The organism is Streptomyces rimosus subsp. rimosus (assembly GCF_000720725.1).
Lineage (GTDB): Bacteria > Actinomycetota > Actinomycetes > Streptomycetales > Streptomycetaceae > Streptomyces > Streptomyces rimosus_A.
On the sequence record NZ_JOCQ01000075.1, the window covers coordinates 1 to 18,581 of the forward strand.

Sequence of the window (18,581 nt, forward strand, 5' to 3'; positions counted from 1 at the left end):
CGCCCGGTTACATTTCGAACCCGGAAGCTAAGCCTTTCAGCGCCGATGGTACTGCAGGGGGGACCCTGTGGGAGAGTAGGACGCCGCCGAACAATCTTTGTGGGAAGCCCCGCACCGTATGGTGCGGGGCTTTTCCGCGTTCAGGGGCGGTGCCGGTTCAAGGCCGGCGCCGGTTTAGAGTCGGTGCCATGCAGACGACAGGGCAACCCGCCGGCGCCAAGTCGCGCCGTCGCCGAGAGCTGCGCGACTTCCTGATGAGCCGCCGTGCCCGGATCAGCCCGGCCGACGCGGGCCTGCCCGACGGCGGCCGCCGCCGTACGCCGGGACTCCGCCGCGAAGAGGTCGCGGTGCTCGCCGGAGTCGGCGCGTCCTGGTACCAGTGGCTGGAACAGGGGCGGGACATCACCGTCTCCCCGCAGGTCCTGGACTCCGTGGCACGGGTGCTCCGGCTGAGCGACACCGAGCGGCGGCACCTGTACGTACTGGCGGGGCTCAATCCACCGCTGCGGCAGGACCCGGACCCCGCGGTGTCCGACATGAGCGAGGGATTGCAGCGGCTGATCGACGCGTGGATGCCGTTCCCGGCCCACATCCTGGACCCGTACTGGAACTGCGTCGCCTACAACGAGGCAGCGCGGCTGGTCCTCAACTACGGCCAGGAAGGCTCCCGTTCCAACTGCCTGCTCTCCTACTTCACCGACCCGGTCTACCGGGCCCGCGCCGCCAGCTGGGAGCGGAACGCGCCGACGATCGTGGCGCAGTACCGGGCAGCGTGGTCGGAGCGGCCCGGTGACGAGGGCTACGAGGAAGTCGTGGGGGAGGTGTCCGCGGCCAGCGCGGAGTTCGCGGAGCTGTGGGCGCGCGGGGATGTGCAGGACGGCGGGCAGGTCCACAAGGAACTGGAGCACCCGCACGTCGGCACGCTGCTGTTCGAGTCCACCCAGCTGCGGGTGCCGGCCCGCCCGGACCTGACCATCGTGCTGCACAACCCGCGCCGGACGGCGGAGGCGGACACGGCGGCGAAGCTGGAGCGGCTCACCTCACCGGAGGGCCGCCGGGACGGGATGTATTCGGTGGCGGGCTGACGGTCGGCTCGGGGCGTACGTTCACCGGGCGACCTCCGGGATCGTACGGCCCCCTTGCCCCCGGCGCCCACCTCGCCGCATATGCTCGCCCGTATGAGCGAAGCCGCACCGCTGGACCCGGAAGACCGCAAGATCATCACGCTGGCCCGTTCCGCGCGGGCCCGCAACGGCGTGCCGGAAGGCGCCGCCGTCCGCGACGAAACCGGGCGCACGTATGTCGCCGGTACCGTCGCCCTGGAGTCGTTGCAGCTCAGCGCGTTGCGTACGGCCGTCGCCATGGCCGTCGCGAGCGGCGCGCAGTCGCTGGAGGCCGCTGCCGTGGTGACCGAGGCGGAGGCTGCCACGGCCGAGGACCTCGCGGCCGTACGGGACCTGGGCGGCGCCGGGACGCCGGTGCTGGTCGCCGGCCCGGACGGCACACTGCGGGCCACCGTCGAGGCAGGCTGACGGCCACCGTCCGTACGGGCTGAGCGGCGCGCCCACCCGCCGCGTCTCCTCGGCCCGCCACGCCATCTCGCCTCAGCCCGCTCCCGTACCCCCTTCCCCCACCAACCCCGACAACGCCCTCTTGTCCGGCTTGCCGCTCCCCGCGACCGGCACCTCCGCGATGACGGTGATCGTGGCGGGCACGCTCGCCGGGCCCAGCTCCGCCGCGACATGCGCGCGCAGGGCGGCCGGGTCGGGCCGCCGTTCCGCCGCCGGTACGACGAACGCGTGGGCGGCCTCGCCGGTCCGTTCGTCCGGCGCGCCCACGACGTACGCCTGGTCCACGTCCGGGTGGCGGGCCAGCGCCTGTTCGATCGCGCCCGCGTAGTGCAGCACGGCGTTGACGATGATCACCTCGCGGGTGCGCCCGGTGAGCCGCAGGAAGCCGTGCTCGTCGAGGCGGCCGAGGTCGCGGGTGCGCACCCAGCCGTCGCGCAGGACGGCGTGGGTCTCCGCCTCGTCCTGCCAGTAACCGGCCAGCGCCCCGGGCGTACGGACCCAGATCTCGCCGGTCGCGCCGTCGGCCGGCGGCGGTCCGCCGTCCGGGTCCCGTATGTCGATCTCCACCCCGTCCAGGGGCCGCCCCACCGAGCCGTACACCGACCGGGGCCCGTGGGCGAGGTCGTCGGGCGTGAGCAGGGTCAGCATGCCGGTCTCGGTCTGCCCGTATCCCTGGTGCACGACGGGGCCGAGCCGGTCGGCGGCCTCGGCGAGCCGGTGCGGCGCCAGGGGGGATCCGGCCACGAGCAGGGCGCGCAGGCTGCTGGTGTCCACGTCCTCGGTACGCAGGGTGTCGAGGATGTGGTGCAGCCGGGGGACGGTCAGCAGGCAGGCGGTGACGCGGTGCCGCGCGAAGACCTCCGGGAAGGACAGCGGCGGGTCGGGGATGACGGCGGTGCCGCCGCCGAGCAGGCACAGCCCCAGATGCTCGAAGATCACCGCGCTGGTGAGGGTGCCGAAGAGCAGGAAGCGCGCGTAGGCCGCGGCGAGTGCGGAGGTCCGCGCGGTCCGGCGGGCGGGCTGCCACGACCAGCTCGTGCTCAGGCTGCGGTAGCTGTGTGCGCAGCGTTTGGGCTGCCCGGTGCTGCCGCTGGTCAGGGTGATCAGGGCGATGTCGTCCGGGCGGCCGCGGGGCACCAGGTCGTCCGGTGAGGCGGGCTCCGCCGTGCTCAACAGGTCCTTTTCCAGGCGCAGTCGGCCGAGGTCACCGGCTGCGGTGAAGAGTTCGGGGGTGGCCGACGGCTCGTCGTACACCAGGATGTCGATGCCGTCGGACAGGATCTGCGCGAGGTGCCGCGGCGGCAGCCCGGGGCGCAGGCCGGTCAGCCGGGCGCCCAGCAGGTGCACCGCCAGATGCAGGGCGAACGTCTCGGGGGTGACACCGGCGGCCACCGCGACGGACGATCCCGGGCCGACGCCGGCGGCGCGCAGTGCGCGTACGCAGCGGGCGGCCCGGTCCAGGACCTCGTGGCGCGGGACGGCGCGCCCCCGGTGTTCGAAGGCCGCCGTGTCCGGCTGCCGGCGGAAGGCGTCGAGGAGGGCCTGCGGGAAGACGCGTCCTCGCGGGAATGGGCTTTCGGCTGGCTGATTCATTTCGCTGCATCCGCTCCTGGAGGTGAACGGCTGAAATGCGTTACGGGACCGGCGGGACAAGCGGGGCGCGGCGTACGGGCGGAGCAATGCGGGCATCCGCCGGGCGCGACAGACAGGCGTTCCGGGTAAAAGTCCCGGACCTTGTGACACTGGCTTGTGCAGCGTACTCGCAAACCTCCGAATGCGTGTGACGCAGATCACTTTAACGCGCTCTGGTGTCGTGCTTTAACACTCAAGTAATGTCGGTTTCCGCTCCATCTCCATCCTTCGCAGGTGACAGGAGAATTGCGTGAGCCACGAAGAAACGACGGACTATCTGGTGGTCGGTGCGGGCCCCGCCGGATTACAGGCCGGATATTTTCTGCAGCAGGCCGGGCGCAGTTATCTCATCGTGGAGGCCGGCGCGGCCCCCGGTACGTTCTTCACCCGCTTTCCCCGGCACCGCACGCTCATCTCCATCAACAAGGTGCACACCGGGTGGGACGACCCCGAGCTGAACATGCGCACCGACTGGAACTCCCTGCTCTCCGACGAGCACACCCCGCTGTTCACCGCCCGCACCCCGCGCTATTTCCCGCCCGCCGACGCGATGGTCGGCTATCTCGCCGACTTCGCCGCCACCCACCGGCTGCGCATCCGCTACGGCACCCGTATCAGCGAGATCTCCCGGCCGGCCGAAGGGCCGGACGGCGGCCCGTCCGGTCCCGGCGATTTCCTCGTACGCGCCGAGGACGGCACCGTCTTCCGCGCCCGGCGGCTCATCGTGGCGACCGGTGTGACCCGCCCGTACATACCGCCCATCGAGGGCGTCGAGACGGTCGAGCGCTACGACGAGGTGGACGTCGACCCGGCCGCCTTCACCGGGCAGCGGGTGCTGATCATCGGCCGCGGCAACTCCGCGTTCGAAACCGCGGACAACCTCATCGAGACCGCAGCCGTCATCCACGTCGCCGGCCCCGGCTCACTGAAGCTCGCCTGGCAGACCCATTTCGTCGGACACCTGCGGGCCGTCAACAACAACTTCCTCGACACCTATCAGCTGAAATTGCAGAACGCGGTGCTGGACGGCAACATCTTGCGTATCCGGCAGCAGCCGGATGGCCGGTATCTGGTCTCCGTGTCCTTTTCCCGGGTCAACGAAGTTGTCAAGGACATCGTTTACGACCGGGTCATCCTCGCCACCGGATTCCGCTTCGACCCGACGATATTCGCACCGGAGTGCCGCCCCGAACTGGCGATCAACGACAGATTCCCGGCGCAGACCGACGCCTGGGAATCCACCAACGTACCCGGCCTGCACTTCGCCGGCACCATCACCCAGGTACGCGATTTCAAGAAATCCACCAGTGGTTTCATCCACGGCTTCCGGTACGGCGTACGGGCCCTGCACCGCATCCTCGAAGCCCGCCACCACGACCGCCCCTGGCCCGCCCGTACGCTGCCCGCCACCGCCGAAGCGGTCACCGACGCCGCGATCGCCCGCGTCAACCGCAGCTCGGCTCTCTTCCAGATGTTCGGCTTCCTCGCCGACACCGTGCTCGTCGGCCGGGACGGCACCGCCCGCTACTGCGAAGAGGTCCCGGTCGACCACCTGCACTCCGCCGTCGCGGACGGCGGCTTCGGCGACATCGACCGGTACTTCACCGTCACCCTCGAATACGGCGAGGGCCACGACAGGGTGAACCCCTTCGACATCACCGCGGGCCGCACCTCCCAGCAGGACACCACCGGCCTGGACGGCCGCTACCTGCACCCCGTGATCCGCGCCTTCGACGGCGCGGCCCCCGGCAAGGCGACCGCCGAACACCACATCACCGAGAACCTCGAAAACGAGTGGGACAGCGAGGAGGTCCACCGCGCACCCCTGCGGAGCTTCCTGAGCGCCCGGCTCACCGACCCGGCCACGGCGGCCCGGCCGTGATACCCACCCTCGCCGACCTGCACGAACAGGCGCGGGAACGGCTGGACCCCCGGGTGTACGACTACTTCGCCGGCGGCGCCGGCGGGGAGACGGCCCTGCGCGAGAACGAGGCGGCGTTCCGCGGGCTCGCCCTGCTGCCGCGCGTGCTGCGCGGGGCGGCCACCCGCGATCTGTCCGTGACGCTGTGCGGCGAGCGCCTGTCCCTGCCCGTCCTGGTCTCGCCCACCGCCTTCCACCGCCTCGCCCACCCGGAGGGCGAACTCGCCACCGCCCGCGCGACGGCGGCGGCCGGCACGGTCCTGGTCACCGGCATGGCGGCGACCGTGCCGGTGGCCGAGGTCACCGCCGCCGCCCGCGCGGTACGGCCCGACGCGGCGGTCTGGTTCCAGCTCTACCTGCAACCCGAACCGGAGGTCACGCTCGCGCTGGTGCGCCGCGCCGAGCGGGCCGGGTGCTCGGCGCTGGTCGTCACCGTCGACTCGCCGGTCTTCGGCCGCCGCGAGCGCGACGCCCGGCACGGCTTCGACGACCTGCCCGACGGCCTGGCCGCCGAGAACATGCGCGGCCTGCCCGGCGCCCCGGACGGCCGCCCCCGCGACATCGCCATGTCGCCGGGGCTCTCCTGGGACGACCTGCGCCGGCTACGGGCGCAGACCCGGCTGCCGGTGCTGCTCAAGGGCATCCTGCACCCCGGGGACGCCCGGATCGCGGTCGCCGAGGGCGTGGACGGCCTGCTGGTCTCCAACCACGGCGGCCGCCAGCTCGACGCGGCGCCCGCGACCATCGAGGCGCTGCCCGCCGTCGCCGCGGCCGTCGCGGGCCGGTTCCCGGTGCTGCTGGACGGCGGCGTACGGCGGGGTTCCGACGCCGCCGTGGCCCTCGCCCTGGGCGCGTCGGCCGTCGGCGTCGGCCGCCCGGTGCTGTGGGGCCTGGCCGCGGACGGCGAGAAAGGCGTCCGGCACGTACTGGAGCTGCTGCGCGCCGAGTTCGACCACGTACTGGCGCTGTGCGGCGGCGGCACCCCGGCCGACCTCGGCCCGGACCTCGTGGTCGCGCGGGGGAGCGCGTACCGCGGACGGAACGGGGAGGGCGCATGAGCCGCTTCCGCACCGCCGGGCTGCTCGCCGCCGCGGCCGGCGTCCTCTCCGTCCCGTACTGGCTGCCGCGCTCCGTCGTCGCCGCCCGCGTCGCGCTCTTCGCGCGGATCAACGGCGACGAGGGCATCGCCTTCCCGAGCGCCGACGTCCCCGCCGACCGCTTCGAGGAGATCTACTCCCACCCCGCCGCCAACGGCCGCAGCCGGGGCGCCGCCCTCTCCGACCTCTTCTGGTACTGGCTCGCGCCCGGCCCCGAGGTGCACCAGGAGCACCTGGAGGACGGCCCGCGCTACGACGAGGTGGCCCGTACCACCCTCGCCGTGCTGGCCGGTCCCAGCCGGGACCTGTCCGCCGCCGTGGCCCGCCGCACCGCCGCCGTGCTGGACGAGCTGGTCACCGGCCGCGCCACGTTCGTCCGGCTGCGCGACCTGATGATGCCGGTGTGGGCGGAGTTCTTCCACGGCCTGGTCTTCCGCGAACCGTGCCCGCCGTACGTCCGGCGCCTGATCGTGGACAACGCCGAGGACGTGGTCAACTCCCTGAAGTGCACCCGGCTGCGCCACCCGGCCCGCCGCGCCCGGCTCACCCGCCACCTGCGGCAGCGCATCGCCGCCGGGCACGTACCGCCGCACCACCTGCCGGACTCCCTCACGCCCGACGAGCAGGCGTACTACCTCCAGGGCACCTTCTTCAACACGGCCGTGGTCCAGATGTCCGAGGCCATGGCCCACCTGCTGCTCGTCCTCGCCCAGCACCCGGAGGTCCAGCACGGGCTGGCCGCCGCGCCGGACGACGACCGTTACTTCGCCAACGTCCTCAACGAGACGCTGCGGCGCTACCCGCTCTTCGGCGTCGCCCACCGCATCAGCACGGACGACATCCCGCTCGGCCCGGACTCGGTCATCCCCGCCGGCTCCGTACTGTGCTTCAACTACCCCGACTACCACGCCACCGGCTACCCCGACCCCGAGGTCTTCGACCCCGACCGCTGGGACCGCCTCGTGGCCAAGCAGCAGCACCACATCCCGTTCGGCGTCGCCGCCAACCGCCCCTGCCCGGCCTGGCGGCTCGCCCCGCTGGCCATGCACGCCGCGACCCGCGAGGTGCTGCGCCGCTTCACCCTCCACTCCACCGTCGCCCACACCCGCTCCATCCCGCACCGCGCCCCCTGCCTGCTGGTCCGGCGCGGCCGTCCGCTGCCGCCGCACCGGCTGCTCGCCGCCCGGGCCTTCCTGCGGGTGCGCGACCGGTGGGAGGACGTGTGGCGCAGCTGTGTCCAGCTCGTCCTCGGTACGTGGATGGTGCTCGACGCCCGCCGCCTGCGCCCGGCCGAGCGCTACTTCGCCGCCCACGACACGCAGGGCGCCCCGCTGCCGGGGCCCGCCACCGCCCCGGCGCGCTGCCCCTACCCGCACCCCTGACCCACGAGCCCGCCCTGTCCGGGCCCGGCACCCGGGCCCGCCCGTCCCCGTACGTCCCCGCGAGCCGAAGGGCGTTCCGCCATGTCCACCACCGAGTTGGGGCCGGTCTTCTTCCTGGCCGTCGTCGTCATTCTGCTCGTCTGCCGGCTGGTCGGCCGAGCCCTGCGCGCGCTGGGCCAGCCGCCCGTGGTCGGCGAGATGGTCGCCGGCGTGGTCCTCGGGCCGTCCGTGCTGGGCCTGCTGGCGCCCGGCGTCGAGGCGGCCCTCTTCCCTCCGGAGTTACGGCCCGCGCTGTACGTCGCCGGGCAGATCGGCCTGGTCGTGTTCATGTTCCAGACCGGCTACGAGTTCCGTACGGCGGGCATCCGGAGCGTGGCGAAACCGGCCACGATGATCTCCTCGGCCGGCATCCTCGTGCCGTTCGCGCTCGGCGTGGGGCTGACCTACGCCGTCCACGACAGTGTCGACGTCTTCCCGAAGGACGTGGCCATCGGCGTCTCCGCCCTCTTCGTCGGTGTGACCCTCGCGATCACCGCGTTCCCCATGCTGGCCCGCATCATCACCGAGCGCGGCCTGACCGGCACCCGCTTCGGCTCGCTGTCCCTGGCGTCCGGCGCGGTGGACGACGCGCTGGCGTGGGTGCTGCTCGCCGGGGTGCTCAGCATGACCGGCAGCGGCACCGGGCCGCTGCTCATCGCGCTCGCCGGCAGCGTCGGCCTGGTGGTCGTCCTCGCGCTGCTCGCCCGTTCCGGGACCCGGCTGGCCGGCCTCACGCACCGCCGGGCCCCCGACGAGCTGCTGCTGGTCACCGTCGTCCTGCTCTTCCTCGCCGCCTGGTACACCGACCGCATCGGCCTGTACGCGGTCTTCGGCGCGTTCAGCCTGGGCGTGGTCTTCCCCCGCTCCGAGGCGGTGGACCGCGCGATCGAGGCGATCGGGCCGATCAGCCGGATCGTCTTCCTGCCGCTGTTCTTCACCTACTCCGGCCTGAACACCGACTTCGCGCTGCTGGCCTCGCCCGGCCTGCTGCTGTTCACCGTGGGCTGCGTCGCCGTGGCCGTCCTCGGCAAGCTGGGCGCCTGCTGGCTGGCGGCCCGGGCGGCGGGGGAGGAGGGCGCGGTCGCGCTGCGCATCGGGACGCTGATGAACGCGCGGGGCCTGATGCAGCTCATCGCGATCAACATCGGCCTGGCGGCCGGCATCGTCACTCCGTCGCTGTTCGCGGTGCTGGTCGTGGTGGCGCTGGTGACGACGGTGATGGCCACCCCGCTGCTCACCCTGTGGGACCGCGTCGACGCCCGCCGGACGGCCGCCCGGCCGCGGGCGGAGCGGGTCGGCGCCGCGCCCTGAACCCGCCGCCCGACCGGGTGGTCGGCGCGGCTCCGGCAATCGGGGACAATGGGCGCCATGAGCGTTCCCACAGAGTCCTCCGCCCCGCACCGCGCCGGCTTCGCCTGCTTCGTCGGCCGCCCGAACGCGGGCAAGTCGACCCTCACGAACGCTCTGGTCGGTACGAAGGTGGCCATCACCTCCAACCGCCCGCAGACCACCCGGCACACCGTGCGCGGCATCGTGCACCGCCCGGACGCCCAGCTCGTCCTGGTCGACACCCCGGGCCTGCACAAGCCGCGCACCCTGCTCGGCGAGCGGCTCAACGACGTCGTACGCACCACCTGGGCCGAGGTCGACGTGATCGGCTTCTGCCTGCCCGCCGACCAGAAGCTGGGCCCCGGCGACCGCTTCATCGCGGGCGAGCTGGCCGGGATCAAGAAGACCCCGAAGATCGCCATCGTCACCAAGACCGACCTGGTCGACTCCAAGCAGCTCGCCGAGCAGCTGCTCGCGGTCGACCAGCTCGGTCGGGAGCTGGGCATCGAATGGGCGGAGATCATTCCGGTGTCCGCCGTCGGTGACAAGCAGGTGCAGCTGGTCGCGGACCTGCTCGTACCGATGCTCCCGGAGAGCCCCCCGCTCTACCCCGAGGGCGACCTCACCGACGAGCCCGAGCAGGTCATGGTCGCCGAGCTGATCCGTGAGGCGGCGCTCGAAGGCGTACGGGACGAGCTGCCGCACTCCATCGCCGTCGTCGTCGAGGAGATGCTGCCGCGCGAGGACCGCCCGGCCGACAAGCCGCTGCTGGACATCCACGCCAACGTCTACATCGAGCGGCCCAGCCAGAAGGGGATCATCATCGGCCCCAAGGGGAAGCGGCTGAAGGAGGTCGGCATGAAGTCCCGCAAGCACATCGAGGCGCTGCTCGGCACGCCGGTCTTCCTCGACCTGCACGTGAAGGTCGCCAAGGACTGGCAGCGTGACCCGAAGCAGCTGCGCAAGCTCGGCTTCTGAAAGTCGGGCGGCTGAAGGCTGTTCCGTAGCGGCTGGCCATGCTTGAGATGTTCTTGGGGTGGCTGGTGTGGTCATGGCGTACTGGCGCCCGAACTCGGCATTGCGCCGGCTTGCTCCGCTGTCCGGCGTAGCCAAGTCCACAGCGGGCCGGCGCCCACCCGTGAGCGCACTCTCGCCGAGCAGTCACAGAACTAGCGGTACTCCACCGCCCATCAGGTGCCGGACTGCGACGAGGTACGGCAGTTCGGCGGCTACAGGTCGGCACCCGCCGCCCCCGGCCAGGTCTTCCTCGACGCGTGGGAGTACGCAGACCCGGCAGGAGTCTTCAGCGACCTGGAACACGGCCAACCCCTACGTCGCGACCGGATTCGACCCGAACGTGTGCATTGACTACATCCACGGGTGAAATCTCTTCGCGTTCCACACCCCGCGTTTCGAATGGTCGACGCCACATCATCGAGGGCTACGCCGGTTTCGGAACCTATGCGCGCTGCGAGGGCTGGAGCATCGCTGTTCTGTACAAAGCGTCACGTCATGGCTCAAGTGACGCGTCGTGGCGAAGCTATCAGGGATCACTCGGTTAATGGGGGGATCTCAGCTTAAATCGGACTTTGATGGCGCGAGGCGTGAGGTTAATCGGGTGTTTTGCCGGGCACCTAAATGATCTTTACTGGGTGTTTGCTTGATTTGTGACTGGCACCATATGGGTGGGTCTTTTTGTTAACAAGGGTGGGTGTGTCCCCGGTTATGGGGGCGGAAGATGATTGAAAGGTAATGTTTATGCGCTTCGGCGTGCGTTCGGGCCTCGCCGCCACTGTGGCTGCCGCCGCGATCGTGACCTCTATGGCCGCCACTGCCACGGCTGCTGCTCCGGCTTCGCAGGGCAAGCCGGCAAATGCCTTTGCCAAGGGCGGTGAGGTGGCGAAGTTCGCGGCTACCTCCACGTTCAAGCTCAAGCTGCCCAAGGGGGACCACGCGGTCCTTACCGACCGCGGCGTCCGTTTCCTCAAGGCCGATGGGACGCTGGACGGCGGCATGAAGCGGCTCGACATCAAGGACAAGGCCGGGAAGGTCCACAAGGCCACCTGGACCCTGAAGGGTGACCAGCTCACGCAGAAGATCGCTGACGTGAAGGGCCCCACGATTGAAGGCGTCGTGGTCCCTCCGGCGGCCCCGGGTAAGGTGACTACGCGCGCCAAGCGCTCCAACTCGAACTGCTTCTGGGACGGTGTGGCAACCATCGGGGCTGGACTTGGTGCCGCCGGCGGCGTCATAGCGGCTCCGGCCAGTGGCGGGACGACGCTGGCCGCCACCGGAGCCCTCATGGGCGGAGCGGCAGCGGCAGCCCATGGCGTCCAGGACTGCTTTTAAGGACTGCTGATAATGCTTATCGGACGGATACTCCTCGCCTTCTCGCTTGTTCTTGCGCTCGCTGTGACGGCCAATGGCGTCTGGCGTGGCGACATATGGAACATCGCCATTGGCGCTCTGCTGACATGCAGCACGGCCAGTGGCACAGTCATAGCCTGGCGAGCCCGTCGATAGCACGTGCACCCCGGTAGCTATACCGGCATGTTGATATCCCGTTGAGGGAATTGGCGCCCTCTGCGCGAGGTGCGGCGTGTCGGCGTGGTTCCGGGGTGCTCCAAGGCGCCGTTGCCGCCGTTGCGGCGCACGGGACGCTGCCCAGGTCCAGTGCGTGCCGAGGTGGTCCGCGAGCCGGCCCGCACGGTGAGGAGGGCCTTCCGCCGTTGTTGCCATGGGCCAAAGCGCCACCACGGGTTCCGCGTCACCCCCGCCCTCTCATTCCGGCTCGTATGGACATCCTGGGCCCCCGGGCGCTGGCTATCCGGCGAGGGTGAGGTTGTGCAGGCGGGCGATGCCGCACACGGATTGGTGCACTCCGTTGCCTTTGAGGCGGCAGTCACGCGTCGTGCCGGTTGCCCGGCAGGGGCCGGGCAACCACGACGACCAGGCGACTGCCGGCATCGATCACGACCTGATGGGCGGTGGAGTACCGGTAGTTCTGTGGCTGCTCGGCGAGTGTGCGCTCACGGGTGGGCGCCGGCGTTCCAGCCGCGATGAGCACGGCGTCCTTGCGGAACCGCCGGTGCTGTTGGAGCGCCGGCAGCGGACCGAGGCGGTCGATGCGCCGGCCCGCTGTGGACTTGGCTATGCCGGACAGCGGAGCAAGCCGGCGCATTTCGGTGGCTCCGGCCCCTCACTCGACTCCCCGTATCCGCCCCACCAGCAGCGCCCCCGCCAGCCCGATCCCCGCCGCGAGCAGGTACAGCACCGGGTAGCCGCCCAGGTACGTCACGACCGGCGCGGCCAGTGCGGGGGCGGCCACCTGCGGCAGCGAGTTGGCGATGTTGATGATGCCGAGATCCCTGCCGCGGTCGGCGGCGGCCGGCAGCACGTCCGTCATCAGCGCGAAGTCCACCGACGTGAAGACGCCGAAGCCGACGCCCAGCAGCGCGGCGGCGACCAGCGCGCCGGTCCAGGTCTGCCATCCGGCGAGCAGCGCGGTGGCCGCCGCCATGATCACACCGGACCACAGGACGAACGGTTTGCGCCGTCCCGTACGGTCCGACCAGATCCCGCCGACGACGACCGTGGCGAGCAGCAGGACGCCGTTGACGGCGGTCAGGACCAGCACGCCGTCCTCGGGGTGCGGGCGGTGCAGCGCGTCGCGCAGGTAGTACAGCAGGTAGAGCAGCGCGATCGCGTTGCCGAGGTTGACCAGGAAGCGGGTCAGCCAGGCCCAGGCCAGGTCGGGATGGCGGCGCGGGCTGATCCAGAAGCCCGCGAGGAAGGCCCGCCACGCGAACGGCGGCCGGTCGCCGCGCCCGATCCGCAGGTCCCGGTAGCGCAGTACGTACGGCAGTGTCGCCAGCACCGTGAAGGCGGCGCACGCCACGTACCCCGCCGCGATGCCACCGGCGGCGGATGCCAGCCCCGTACCCGCCACCACCCCCAGGAACTGCGCCGCCCCCAGCCAGCCGCCGACCGTGCCGCGCTGGGCGTGCGGCACGCGGTCCGGCACGGCAGCGGTCACGGCCGCGAACGCGGCGTTGAGCGCCAGCTGCACCAGGCACCATCCGGCCGCCATGGCGGCGACGCTCCGGGCCGCCGCCAGCAGGCACAGCGCCGCCGCGCCGCCGAGGACCCCGGCCGCGATCCACGGCGTACGGCGCCCGAAGCGTGACGCCGTACGGTCCGACAGCGCGCCGAAGAGCGGATTGGCGACGAGGGAGACCGCGGCGCCCAGGCCAGTGACCCACGCCAGCACCGACTCCTTTGACGTGCCGGGCGGCGCCAGATCGGCTGCCTGGAGGGCCAGCAGGACCTGGATCGGGCCGTACCAGCCGACCCAGACCGCGCCGTTCGCCAGCGCCAGCGCGGCGGTCCAGCCGCGGCCCACCCGCGCGGCCGGCTCGGCGAGGGCCCCGGGCGTCTCCGCGGCCCCCGCGCCGGTCACCGCAGCGCCCGCAATGCGTCCCGCAGCCAGTGGTACGACGCCTTCGGCGTTCGCGCCAGCGTCCCGTAGTCGACGTGCACCAGCCCGAACCTCCGGGCGTACCCCTCGGCCCACTCGAAATTGTCCAGCAGCGACCAGACGAAATACCCGCGCACGTCCACCCCGGCGGTGATCGCGTCGTGCACGGCCCGGATGTGCGCGTCCAGGAAGGCGATCCGCTCCCGGTCCTCGATCCCCTCGTACGAGCAACCGTTCTCGGTGACGACGACCGGCGGCAGACGGTCGCCGTAGCGGTCGCGGAACCCGGTCAGCAGCTCGGTCAGCGCCGCGGGCACCACCGGCCAGCCGAAGTCCGTCAGCGGATACCCCTCGATCGCGCGCGGCGCGAACGGCAGGCCCGGCGGCAACGCGATCCCCGAGAACGTGGTCGGCCCGCCGCCCGCCGCCTCCGGCGCACCGACCTTCGTCGGCTGGTAGTAGTTCACCCCGTACCAGTCCAGCGGTTCACCGATGATCCGCAGGTCCCCGTCCAGGTCGTCTCCGGGCAGCAGCGCCGCCGTCAGCTCCTCCTCCGGATAGCGCCCCAGCAGCACCGGCTCCGCGAACAAACGGTTCAGCAGCAGGTCGTACAGCCCCGCGGCCTCCTGATCGGCGGCCGAACCGGAGGCCGCCCACGTCGGCCCGTGGGAATTGGCGATCCCGATACTGTCAGCTCCCCGCGCCCGCAGTGCCTGTACGGCCAGCCCGTGTCCCAGCAGTTGGTGATGCGCGGCGGGAAGCGCCTCGAACCCCAGCCGCAGGCCCGGCGCGTGCTGCCCCAGTCCGTACCCCAGCAGCGTCAGCTCAGCAGGCTCGTTGAGCGTGATCCACCGGTCCACCCGGTCCCCGAGCCGCGCCGCGACGGCGTCCGCGTACGCCGCGAAGCGCTGCGCCGTGTCGCGTGCCAGCCAGCCGCCCGCGGCCTCGACCGCCCGTGGCGTGTCCCAGTGGAAGAGCGTCGGCACCGGCCGGACGCCCGTCGCGCACAGCTCGTCCACCAGCCGGTCGTAGAAGTCCAGTCCCGCCGCGTTGACCCGCGGGCCGCCGTCCGGCATCACCCGGGGCCAGGCCACCGAGAACCGGTACGCGCCGACGCCCAGCTCCTTGATCAGCGCCACGTCCTCCCGGTACCGGTGGTAGTGGCCGGTCGCCACCCGCCCGCTGGACCCGTCCTTGACCCGCCCGGCTTCCTCGGTGAAGTCGTCCCACACCGACCGCCCCCGCCCGTCCTCGTCCACCGCCCCTTCGATCTGGTAGGCGGACGTCGACACTCCCCACACGAATCCGTCGGGGAAGCGGGGCAACGCGGACGACGGGGTCCCGTCCGGCACACGCGAAGCGTCCATGCGCCGGATAGTGATTACCGCCGCGTATGGGTGTCAAGAGGCGTGCGGGAGGCGGGAGTTGCCGGCCGGTGGCCGGTCAGCTGCCCTCCTTCAGGACTCTGCTGATCAGCCGGCGCTGTTCGTCGGTGAGGCGGGGGTCGGAGGCATAGACCGTGTTGCCGTCGATGGTGATCTGGTAGCTGAAACCGTCGGGGACGCCGACCGGGGGCGTGCCCCGGCCGGCGGCGGCTGCCTGCGCGGCCAGGGCGTGCCATTCCGCGGCATCGGGCAGGCCCGAGGTGTCGACCTCGGCGTGCCGCTCGATGCCGGCGAAGCCGCCGGTGCGTCGAACTTGAATCCGCATGACGGACTTCCTACCCAGTGGGGCTCGGGGAAACGGACAGAACGGGCCAGAAGCGGGCGGGATCAGCCGGTGGGGACACCCACCTGCGACCACGCCTTGAGGAGGGCCTGCACCTCTTCGCCCTCACCGTACTTGGCGCGCGCCGTGGCGGCCGTCAGGCGCGCGAAGTCCGCGAACTGGGCGTCCTTGTCCAGCTGGCCGCCGGTCAGCGTGTCGTACCAGATCTGTCCGGCCCGCTCCCACGCGTTGCCGCCGAGGTCCGTGGCGAGCAGGTAGAAGGCATGGTTGGGGATGCCGGAGTTGATGTGCACGCCGCCGTTGTCGCGCGAGGTCTTGACGTAGTGGTCCATCGTCGCGGGCTGCGGGTCCTTGCCCAGCACGTCGTCGTCGTACGCGGTGCCCGGGGCCTTCATCGAGCGCAGCGCCTCGCCGGTGACGTTCGGGCCGAGCAGCCCGGCGCCGATCAGCCAGTCGGCCTGGGCCGAGTCCTGGCCGAGCGCGTACTGCTTGATCAGGGTGCCGAAGACGTCCGACAGGGACTCGTTGAGCGCGCCGGACTGGCCGAAGTAGTCCAGGTTGGCGGTGTGCTGGGTGACGCCGTGGGTCAGTTCGTGGCCGATGACGTCGACGGGGATGGTGAAGTCGAGGAACAGGTCGTTGTCGCCGTCGCCGAAGACCATCCGCTGGCCGTCCCAGAAGGCGTTGTCGTAGTTCTCGCCATAGTGGACGGTCGCGTTCAGCGGCAGGCCGGAGTCGTCGATCGAGTGCCGGCCGTAGACCTTCAGGTACAGCTCGAACGTGGCGCCGAGGCCCGCGTGCGCGCGGTTGACCGACGCGTCCTTCGACGGCTTGTCCGCCTCGGCGTGCACCTTCTTGCCCGGCAGCACCTCCTGGTGCTTCGCGTCGTAGATGGTGCGGTTCGGCTTGTCCGACGGGGTGCCGGTGGGCGCGCCGAGGCCGCGGACGGTGGTGATGCGGCGGCGGGTGCGCTGCAGGGCGTCGTGCTCCAGGGTGCGCAGGGCGCGCTCGGAGCGGTCCGCGTCCTCCAGTTGCGACAGGTGGTCGAGGACGTGGGGTGGCACGATCGTGCAGAAGACGGGGTGGGCCGCAGTGGCTTCAGGGTTCATGCACGGCAATGTGGCACTGGGTCATCACGGTGTCACTCCCTGGCGTCATGATTCCTGAAAACGTGTGGCAGATCGCCTTTGGAGGGTTACGTGACCCCGGTCCCGCATACTGATACGGGGCCGCCGTCCCCGCGTCACCTCGGCTAGGGTGCTGTGCATCATGCGTTACGGGCTGCTTCTCCTTAGCTGCCGCGGCGAGGGTCTGTTGTCGTAGGGCCGACCCCCTCCCCGCGGGATTCGGTGCTGCGATCTTCGCCCCGTCGGCCTCTTCCCCCGCGGAAACACGAGGAGCCCCGCGCCATCATGACGAATCCGTCGATTGCCGCTCAGAACGTTCAGAACGCCGAGACCGTCCAGAACGTTCAGAACGCTGAGAACTCCGTCGGCCGCCCCACGCCCATCACCAACGCGACCCGCACCCAGAAGCCGTCCGGCCTGCCGGTCCACCGCTACGGCGCCTACGAGGCCGTGGACATCCCGGACCGCACCTGGCCGGACAACCGCATCACCGTGGCCCCCCGCTGGCTGTCCACGGACCTGCGCGACGGCAACCAGGCGCTGATCGACCCGATGTCGCCGGCCCGCAAGCGGGAGATGTTCGACCTGCTGGTGAAGATGGGCTACAAGGAGATCGAGGTCGGCTTCCCCTCGTCCGGCCAGACCGACTTCGACTTCGTACGGTCGATCATCGAAGAGGGCGCGATCCCCGAGGACGTGACGATCTCCGTCCTGACCCAGGCCCGCGAGGAGCTGATCGAGCGCACCGTCGAGTCGCTGCGCGGCGCCCACAAGGCCACCGTCCACCTGTACAACGCCACCGCGCCGGTCTTCCGCCGGGTGGTCTTCCGCGGCTCGCGCGAGCAGGTCAAGCAGATCGCGGTGGACGGTACCCGGCTGGTCATGGAGTACGCGGACAAGATCCTGGGCGACGAGACGGCCTTCGGCTACCAGTACAGCCCGGAGATCTTCACCGACACCGAGCTGGACTTCGCGCTGGAGGTCTGCGAGGGCGTCATGGACGTCTGGCAGCCCGAGGCGGGCCGCGAGATCATCCTGAACCTGCCGGCCACCGTCGAGCGCTCCACCCCCTCCACGCACGCCGACCGCTTCGAGTGGATGTCGCGCAACCTGTCCCGGCGCGAGCACATCTGCCTGTCCGTGCACCCGCACAACGACCGCGGCACCGCGGTGGCCGCCGCCGAGCTGGCGATCATGGCGGGCGCCGACCGTATCGAGGGCTGCCTGTTCGGCCAGGGCGAGCGCACCGGCAACGTGGACCTGGTCACCCTGGGCATGAACCTGTTCAGCCAGGGCGTGGACCCGCAGATCGACTTCTCGCAGATCGACGAGGTCCGCCGGACCGCCGAGTACTGCAACCAGATGGAGGTCCACCCGCGCCACCCCTACGCGGGCGACCTGGTCTACACCGCCTTCTCCGGCTCCCACCAGGACGCCATCAAGAAGGGCTTCGAGGCCATGGAGGTCCAGGCCGCGGAGCAGGGCAGGAGCGTGGACGACCTGGAGTGGGCGGTCCCGTACCTGCCCATCGACCCCAAGGACGTCGGCCGCTCCTACGAGGCCGTGATCCGCGTCAACTCGCAGTCCGGCAAGGGCGGCATCGCGTACGTCCTGAAGAACGACCACAAGCTGGACCTGCCGCGCCGGATGCAGATCGAGTTCTCGAAGATCATCCAGGGCAAGACCGACGCCGAGGGCGGCGAGGTCACGCCGGACGCGATCTGGTCGGCCTTCCAGGACGAGTACCTGCCGACGCCGGAGAACGCCTGGGGCCGGATCGCGCTGCGCAGCGCGCAGACCTCCACCACCAGCGAGGGCACCGACGCGCTGACCGTCGAGGCGGTCGTGGACGGCGCCGACACGGTCCTGACCGGCACCGGCAACGGCCCGCTGGCGGCGTTCTTCGACGCGCTGCACGCCATCGACGTGGACGTACGCCTGCTGGACTACGTCGAGCACACGATGAGCGAGGGCGTGGGCGCCCAGGCCGCCGCGTACATCGAGTGCGCGATCGGCGACAAGGTGCTGTGGGGCGTCGGCATCGACGGCAACATCGTGCGCGCCTCGATCAAGGCGGCCGTCTCCGCGGTCAACCGCGCGAGCCGCTGATCACCGGGCCGTTGTGCGGCCCGCCCGCGCGGACCGGGCGCCGGCCCGGCGGGCGGCCCGCCGACCGGCCCTGACCTGCGACGTATGCGGCGCCCCCCGGTTCTCCTCGCGAGCGCCGGGGGGCGCTTGGGCGTTCAACCGGTTTAAACGGCCGTCTTGTCCGGTCCGC

General features: G+C 71.2%; 14 protein-coding genes, 1 rRNA gene and 2 pseudogenes. 11 read left to right on the forward strand and 6 right to left on the reverse strand.

Annotated elements, in window-relative coordinates:
- The 3 genes from rrf to IH45_RS0130180 all read left to right on the forward strand — a co-directional run.
- Positions 1–92: ribosomal RNA gene (gene rrf / locus IH45_RS1000000145515) — 5S ribosomal RNA — on the forward strand; the annotation flags it as partial.
- Between the two features lie 96 nt (positions 93–188).
- Entirely contained in the window at positions 189–1,085 is an 897-nt protein-coding gene (locus IH45_RS0130175) for a helix-turn-helix transcriptional regulator (protein ID WP_030675573.1), read from the forward strand.
- A gap of 93 nt (positions 1,086–1,178) precedes the next feature.
- Complete coding sequence (locus IH45_RS0130180; protein ID WP_030675575.1) at positions 1,179–1,532, forward strand: hypothetical protein; 354 nt, start codon at positions 1,179–1,181, stop codon at positions 1,530–1,532.
- A 72-nt stretch (positions 1,533–1,604) separates the two neighbouring features.
- On the opposite strand, the gene IH45_RS0130185 is transcribed toward IH45_RS0130180, so the two are convergent.
- Positions 1,605–3,164: a class I adenylate-forming enzyme family protein gene (locus tag IH45_RS0130185; protein WP_078897847.1), complete on the reverse strand. Its 1,560-nt coding sequence runs from the start codon at positions 3,162–3,164 to the stop codon at positions 1,605–1,607.
- Between the two features lie 289 nt (positions 3,165–3,453).
- Here IH45_RS0130185 and IH45_RS0130190 point away from each other — a divergent pair, with 289 nt between their 5' ends.
- From IH45_RS0130190 to IH45_RS0130215, 7 genes and pseudogenes are all read left to right on the forward strand, one after another.
- A complete protein-coding gene (locus tag IH45_RS0130190) occupies positions 3,454–5,085 on the forward strand; it encodes an NAD(P)-binding domain-containing protein (protein ID WP_030675581.1) in 1,632 nt (543 codons plus the stop codon).
- Positions 5,082–6,182, forward strand: a complete 1,101-nt coding sequence (locus tag IH45_RS0130195) for an alpha-hydroxy acid oxidase (protein ID WP_030675584.1) — start codon at positions 5,082–5,084, stop codon at positions 6,180–6,182. The genes IH45_RS0130190 and IH45_RS0130195 overlap by 4 nt, the downstream gene beginning before the upstream one ends.
- Positions 6,179–7,603: a cytochrome P450 gene (locus IH45_RS0130200; protein WP_030675587.1), complete on the forward strand. Its 1,425-nt coding sequence runs from the start codon at positions 6,179–6,181 to the stop codon at positions 7,601–7,603. The genes IH45_RS0130195 and IH45_RS0130200 overlap by 4 nt, the downstream gene beginning before the upstream one ends.
- Before the next feature lie 81 nt (positions 7,604–7,684).
- A complete protein-coding gene (locus IH45_RS0130205; protein ID WP_030675589.1) occupies positions 7,685–8,953 on the forward strand; it encodes a cation:proton antiporter in 1,269 nt (422 codons plus the stop codon).
- 48 nt (positions 8,954–9,001) lie between these two features.
- Complete coding sequence (gene era / locus IH45_RS0130210) at positions 9,002–9,949, forward strand: GTPase Era (protein WP_394298719.1); 948 nt, start codon at positions 9,002–9,004, stop codon at positions 9,947–9,949.
- Between the two features lie 219 nt (positions 9,950–10,168).
- A pseudogene (locus tag IH45_RS1000000151115) lies at positions 10,169–10,349 on the forward strand (endonuclease/exonuclease/phosphatase family protein); the annotation flags it as partial.
- A gap of 380 nt (positions 10,350–10,729) precedes the next feature.
- The gene (locus IH45_RS0130215; protein ID WP_158813318.1) at positions 10,730–11,320 is read left to right on the forward strand and encodes a hypothetical protein; all 591 of its coding nucleotides are present in this window, start codon (positions 10,730–10,732) and stop codon (positions 11,318–11,320) included.
- Positions 11,321–11,794: 474 nt separating this feature from the next.
- On the opposite strand, the pseudogene IH45_RS01000000144260 reads toward IH45_RS0130215, so the two are convergent.
- The 5 genes and pseudogenes from IH45_RS01000000144260 to IH45_RS0130240 form a co-directional block, all read right to left on the reverse strand.
- A pseudogene (locus IH45_RS01000000144260) lies at positions 11,795–12,152 on the reverse strand (IS5/IS1182 family transposase); the annotation flags it as partial.
- 18 nt (positions 12,153–12,170) lie between these two features.
- Positions 12,171–13,430: an MFS transporter gene (locus IH45_RS0130225; protein WP_030675595.1), complete on the reverse strand. Its 1,260-nt coding sequence runs from the start codon at positions 13,428–13,430 to the stop codon at positions 12,171–12,173.
- Entirely contained in the window at positions 13,427–14,815 is a 1,389-nt protein-coding gene (locus tag IH45_RS0130230) for a GH1 family beta-glucosidase (RefSeq protein WP_030675599.1), read from the reverse strand. Before IH45_RS0130230 ends, IH45_RS0130225 begins: the two co-directional genes overlap by 4 nt.
- 76 nt (positions 14,816–14,891) lie before the next feature.
- Complete coding sequence (locus IH45_RS0130235; RefSeq protein ID WP_030675602.1) at positions 14,892–15,158, reverse strand: protealysin inhibitor emfourin; 267 nt, start codon at positions 15,156–15,158, stop codon at positions 14,892–14,894.
- Positions 15,159–15,220: 62 nt separating this feature from the next.
- Entirely contained in the window at positions 15,221–16,285 is a 1,065-nt protein-coding gene (locus IH45_RS0130240) for a M4 family metallopeptidase (RefSeq protein WP_030675606.1), read from the reverse strand.
- A 303-nt stretch (positions 16,286–16,588) separates the two neighbouring features.
- Here IH45_RS0130240 and leuA point away from each other — a divergent pair, with 303 nt between their 5' ends.
- Positions 16,589–18,412, forward strand: coding sequence for a 2-isopropylmalate synthase (gene leuA, locus IH45_RS0130245; protein ID WP_234440732.1), 1,824 nt, complete (start codon positions 16,589–16,591; stop codon positions 18,410–18,412).
- Positions 18,413–18,581: the final 169 nt, after the last annotated feature.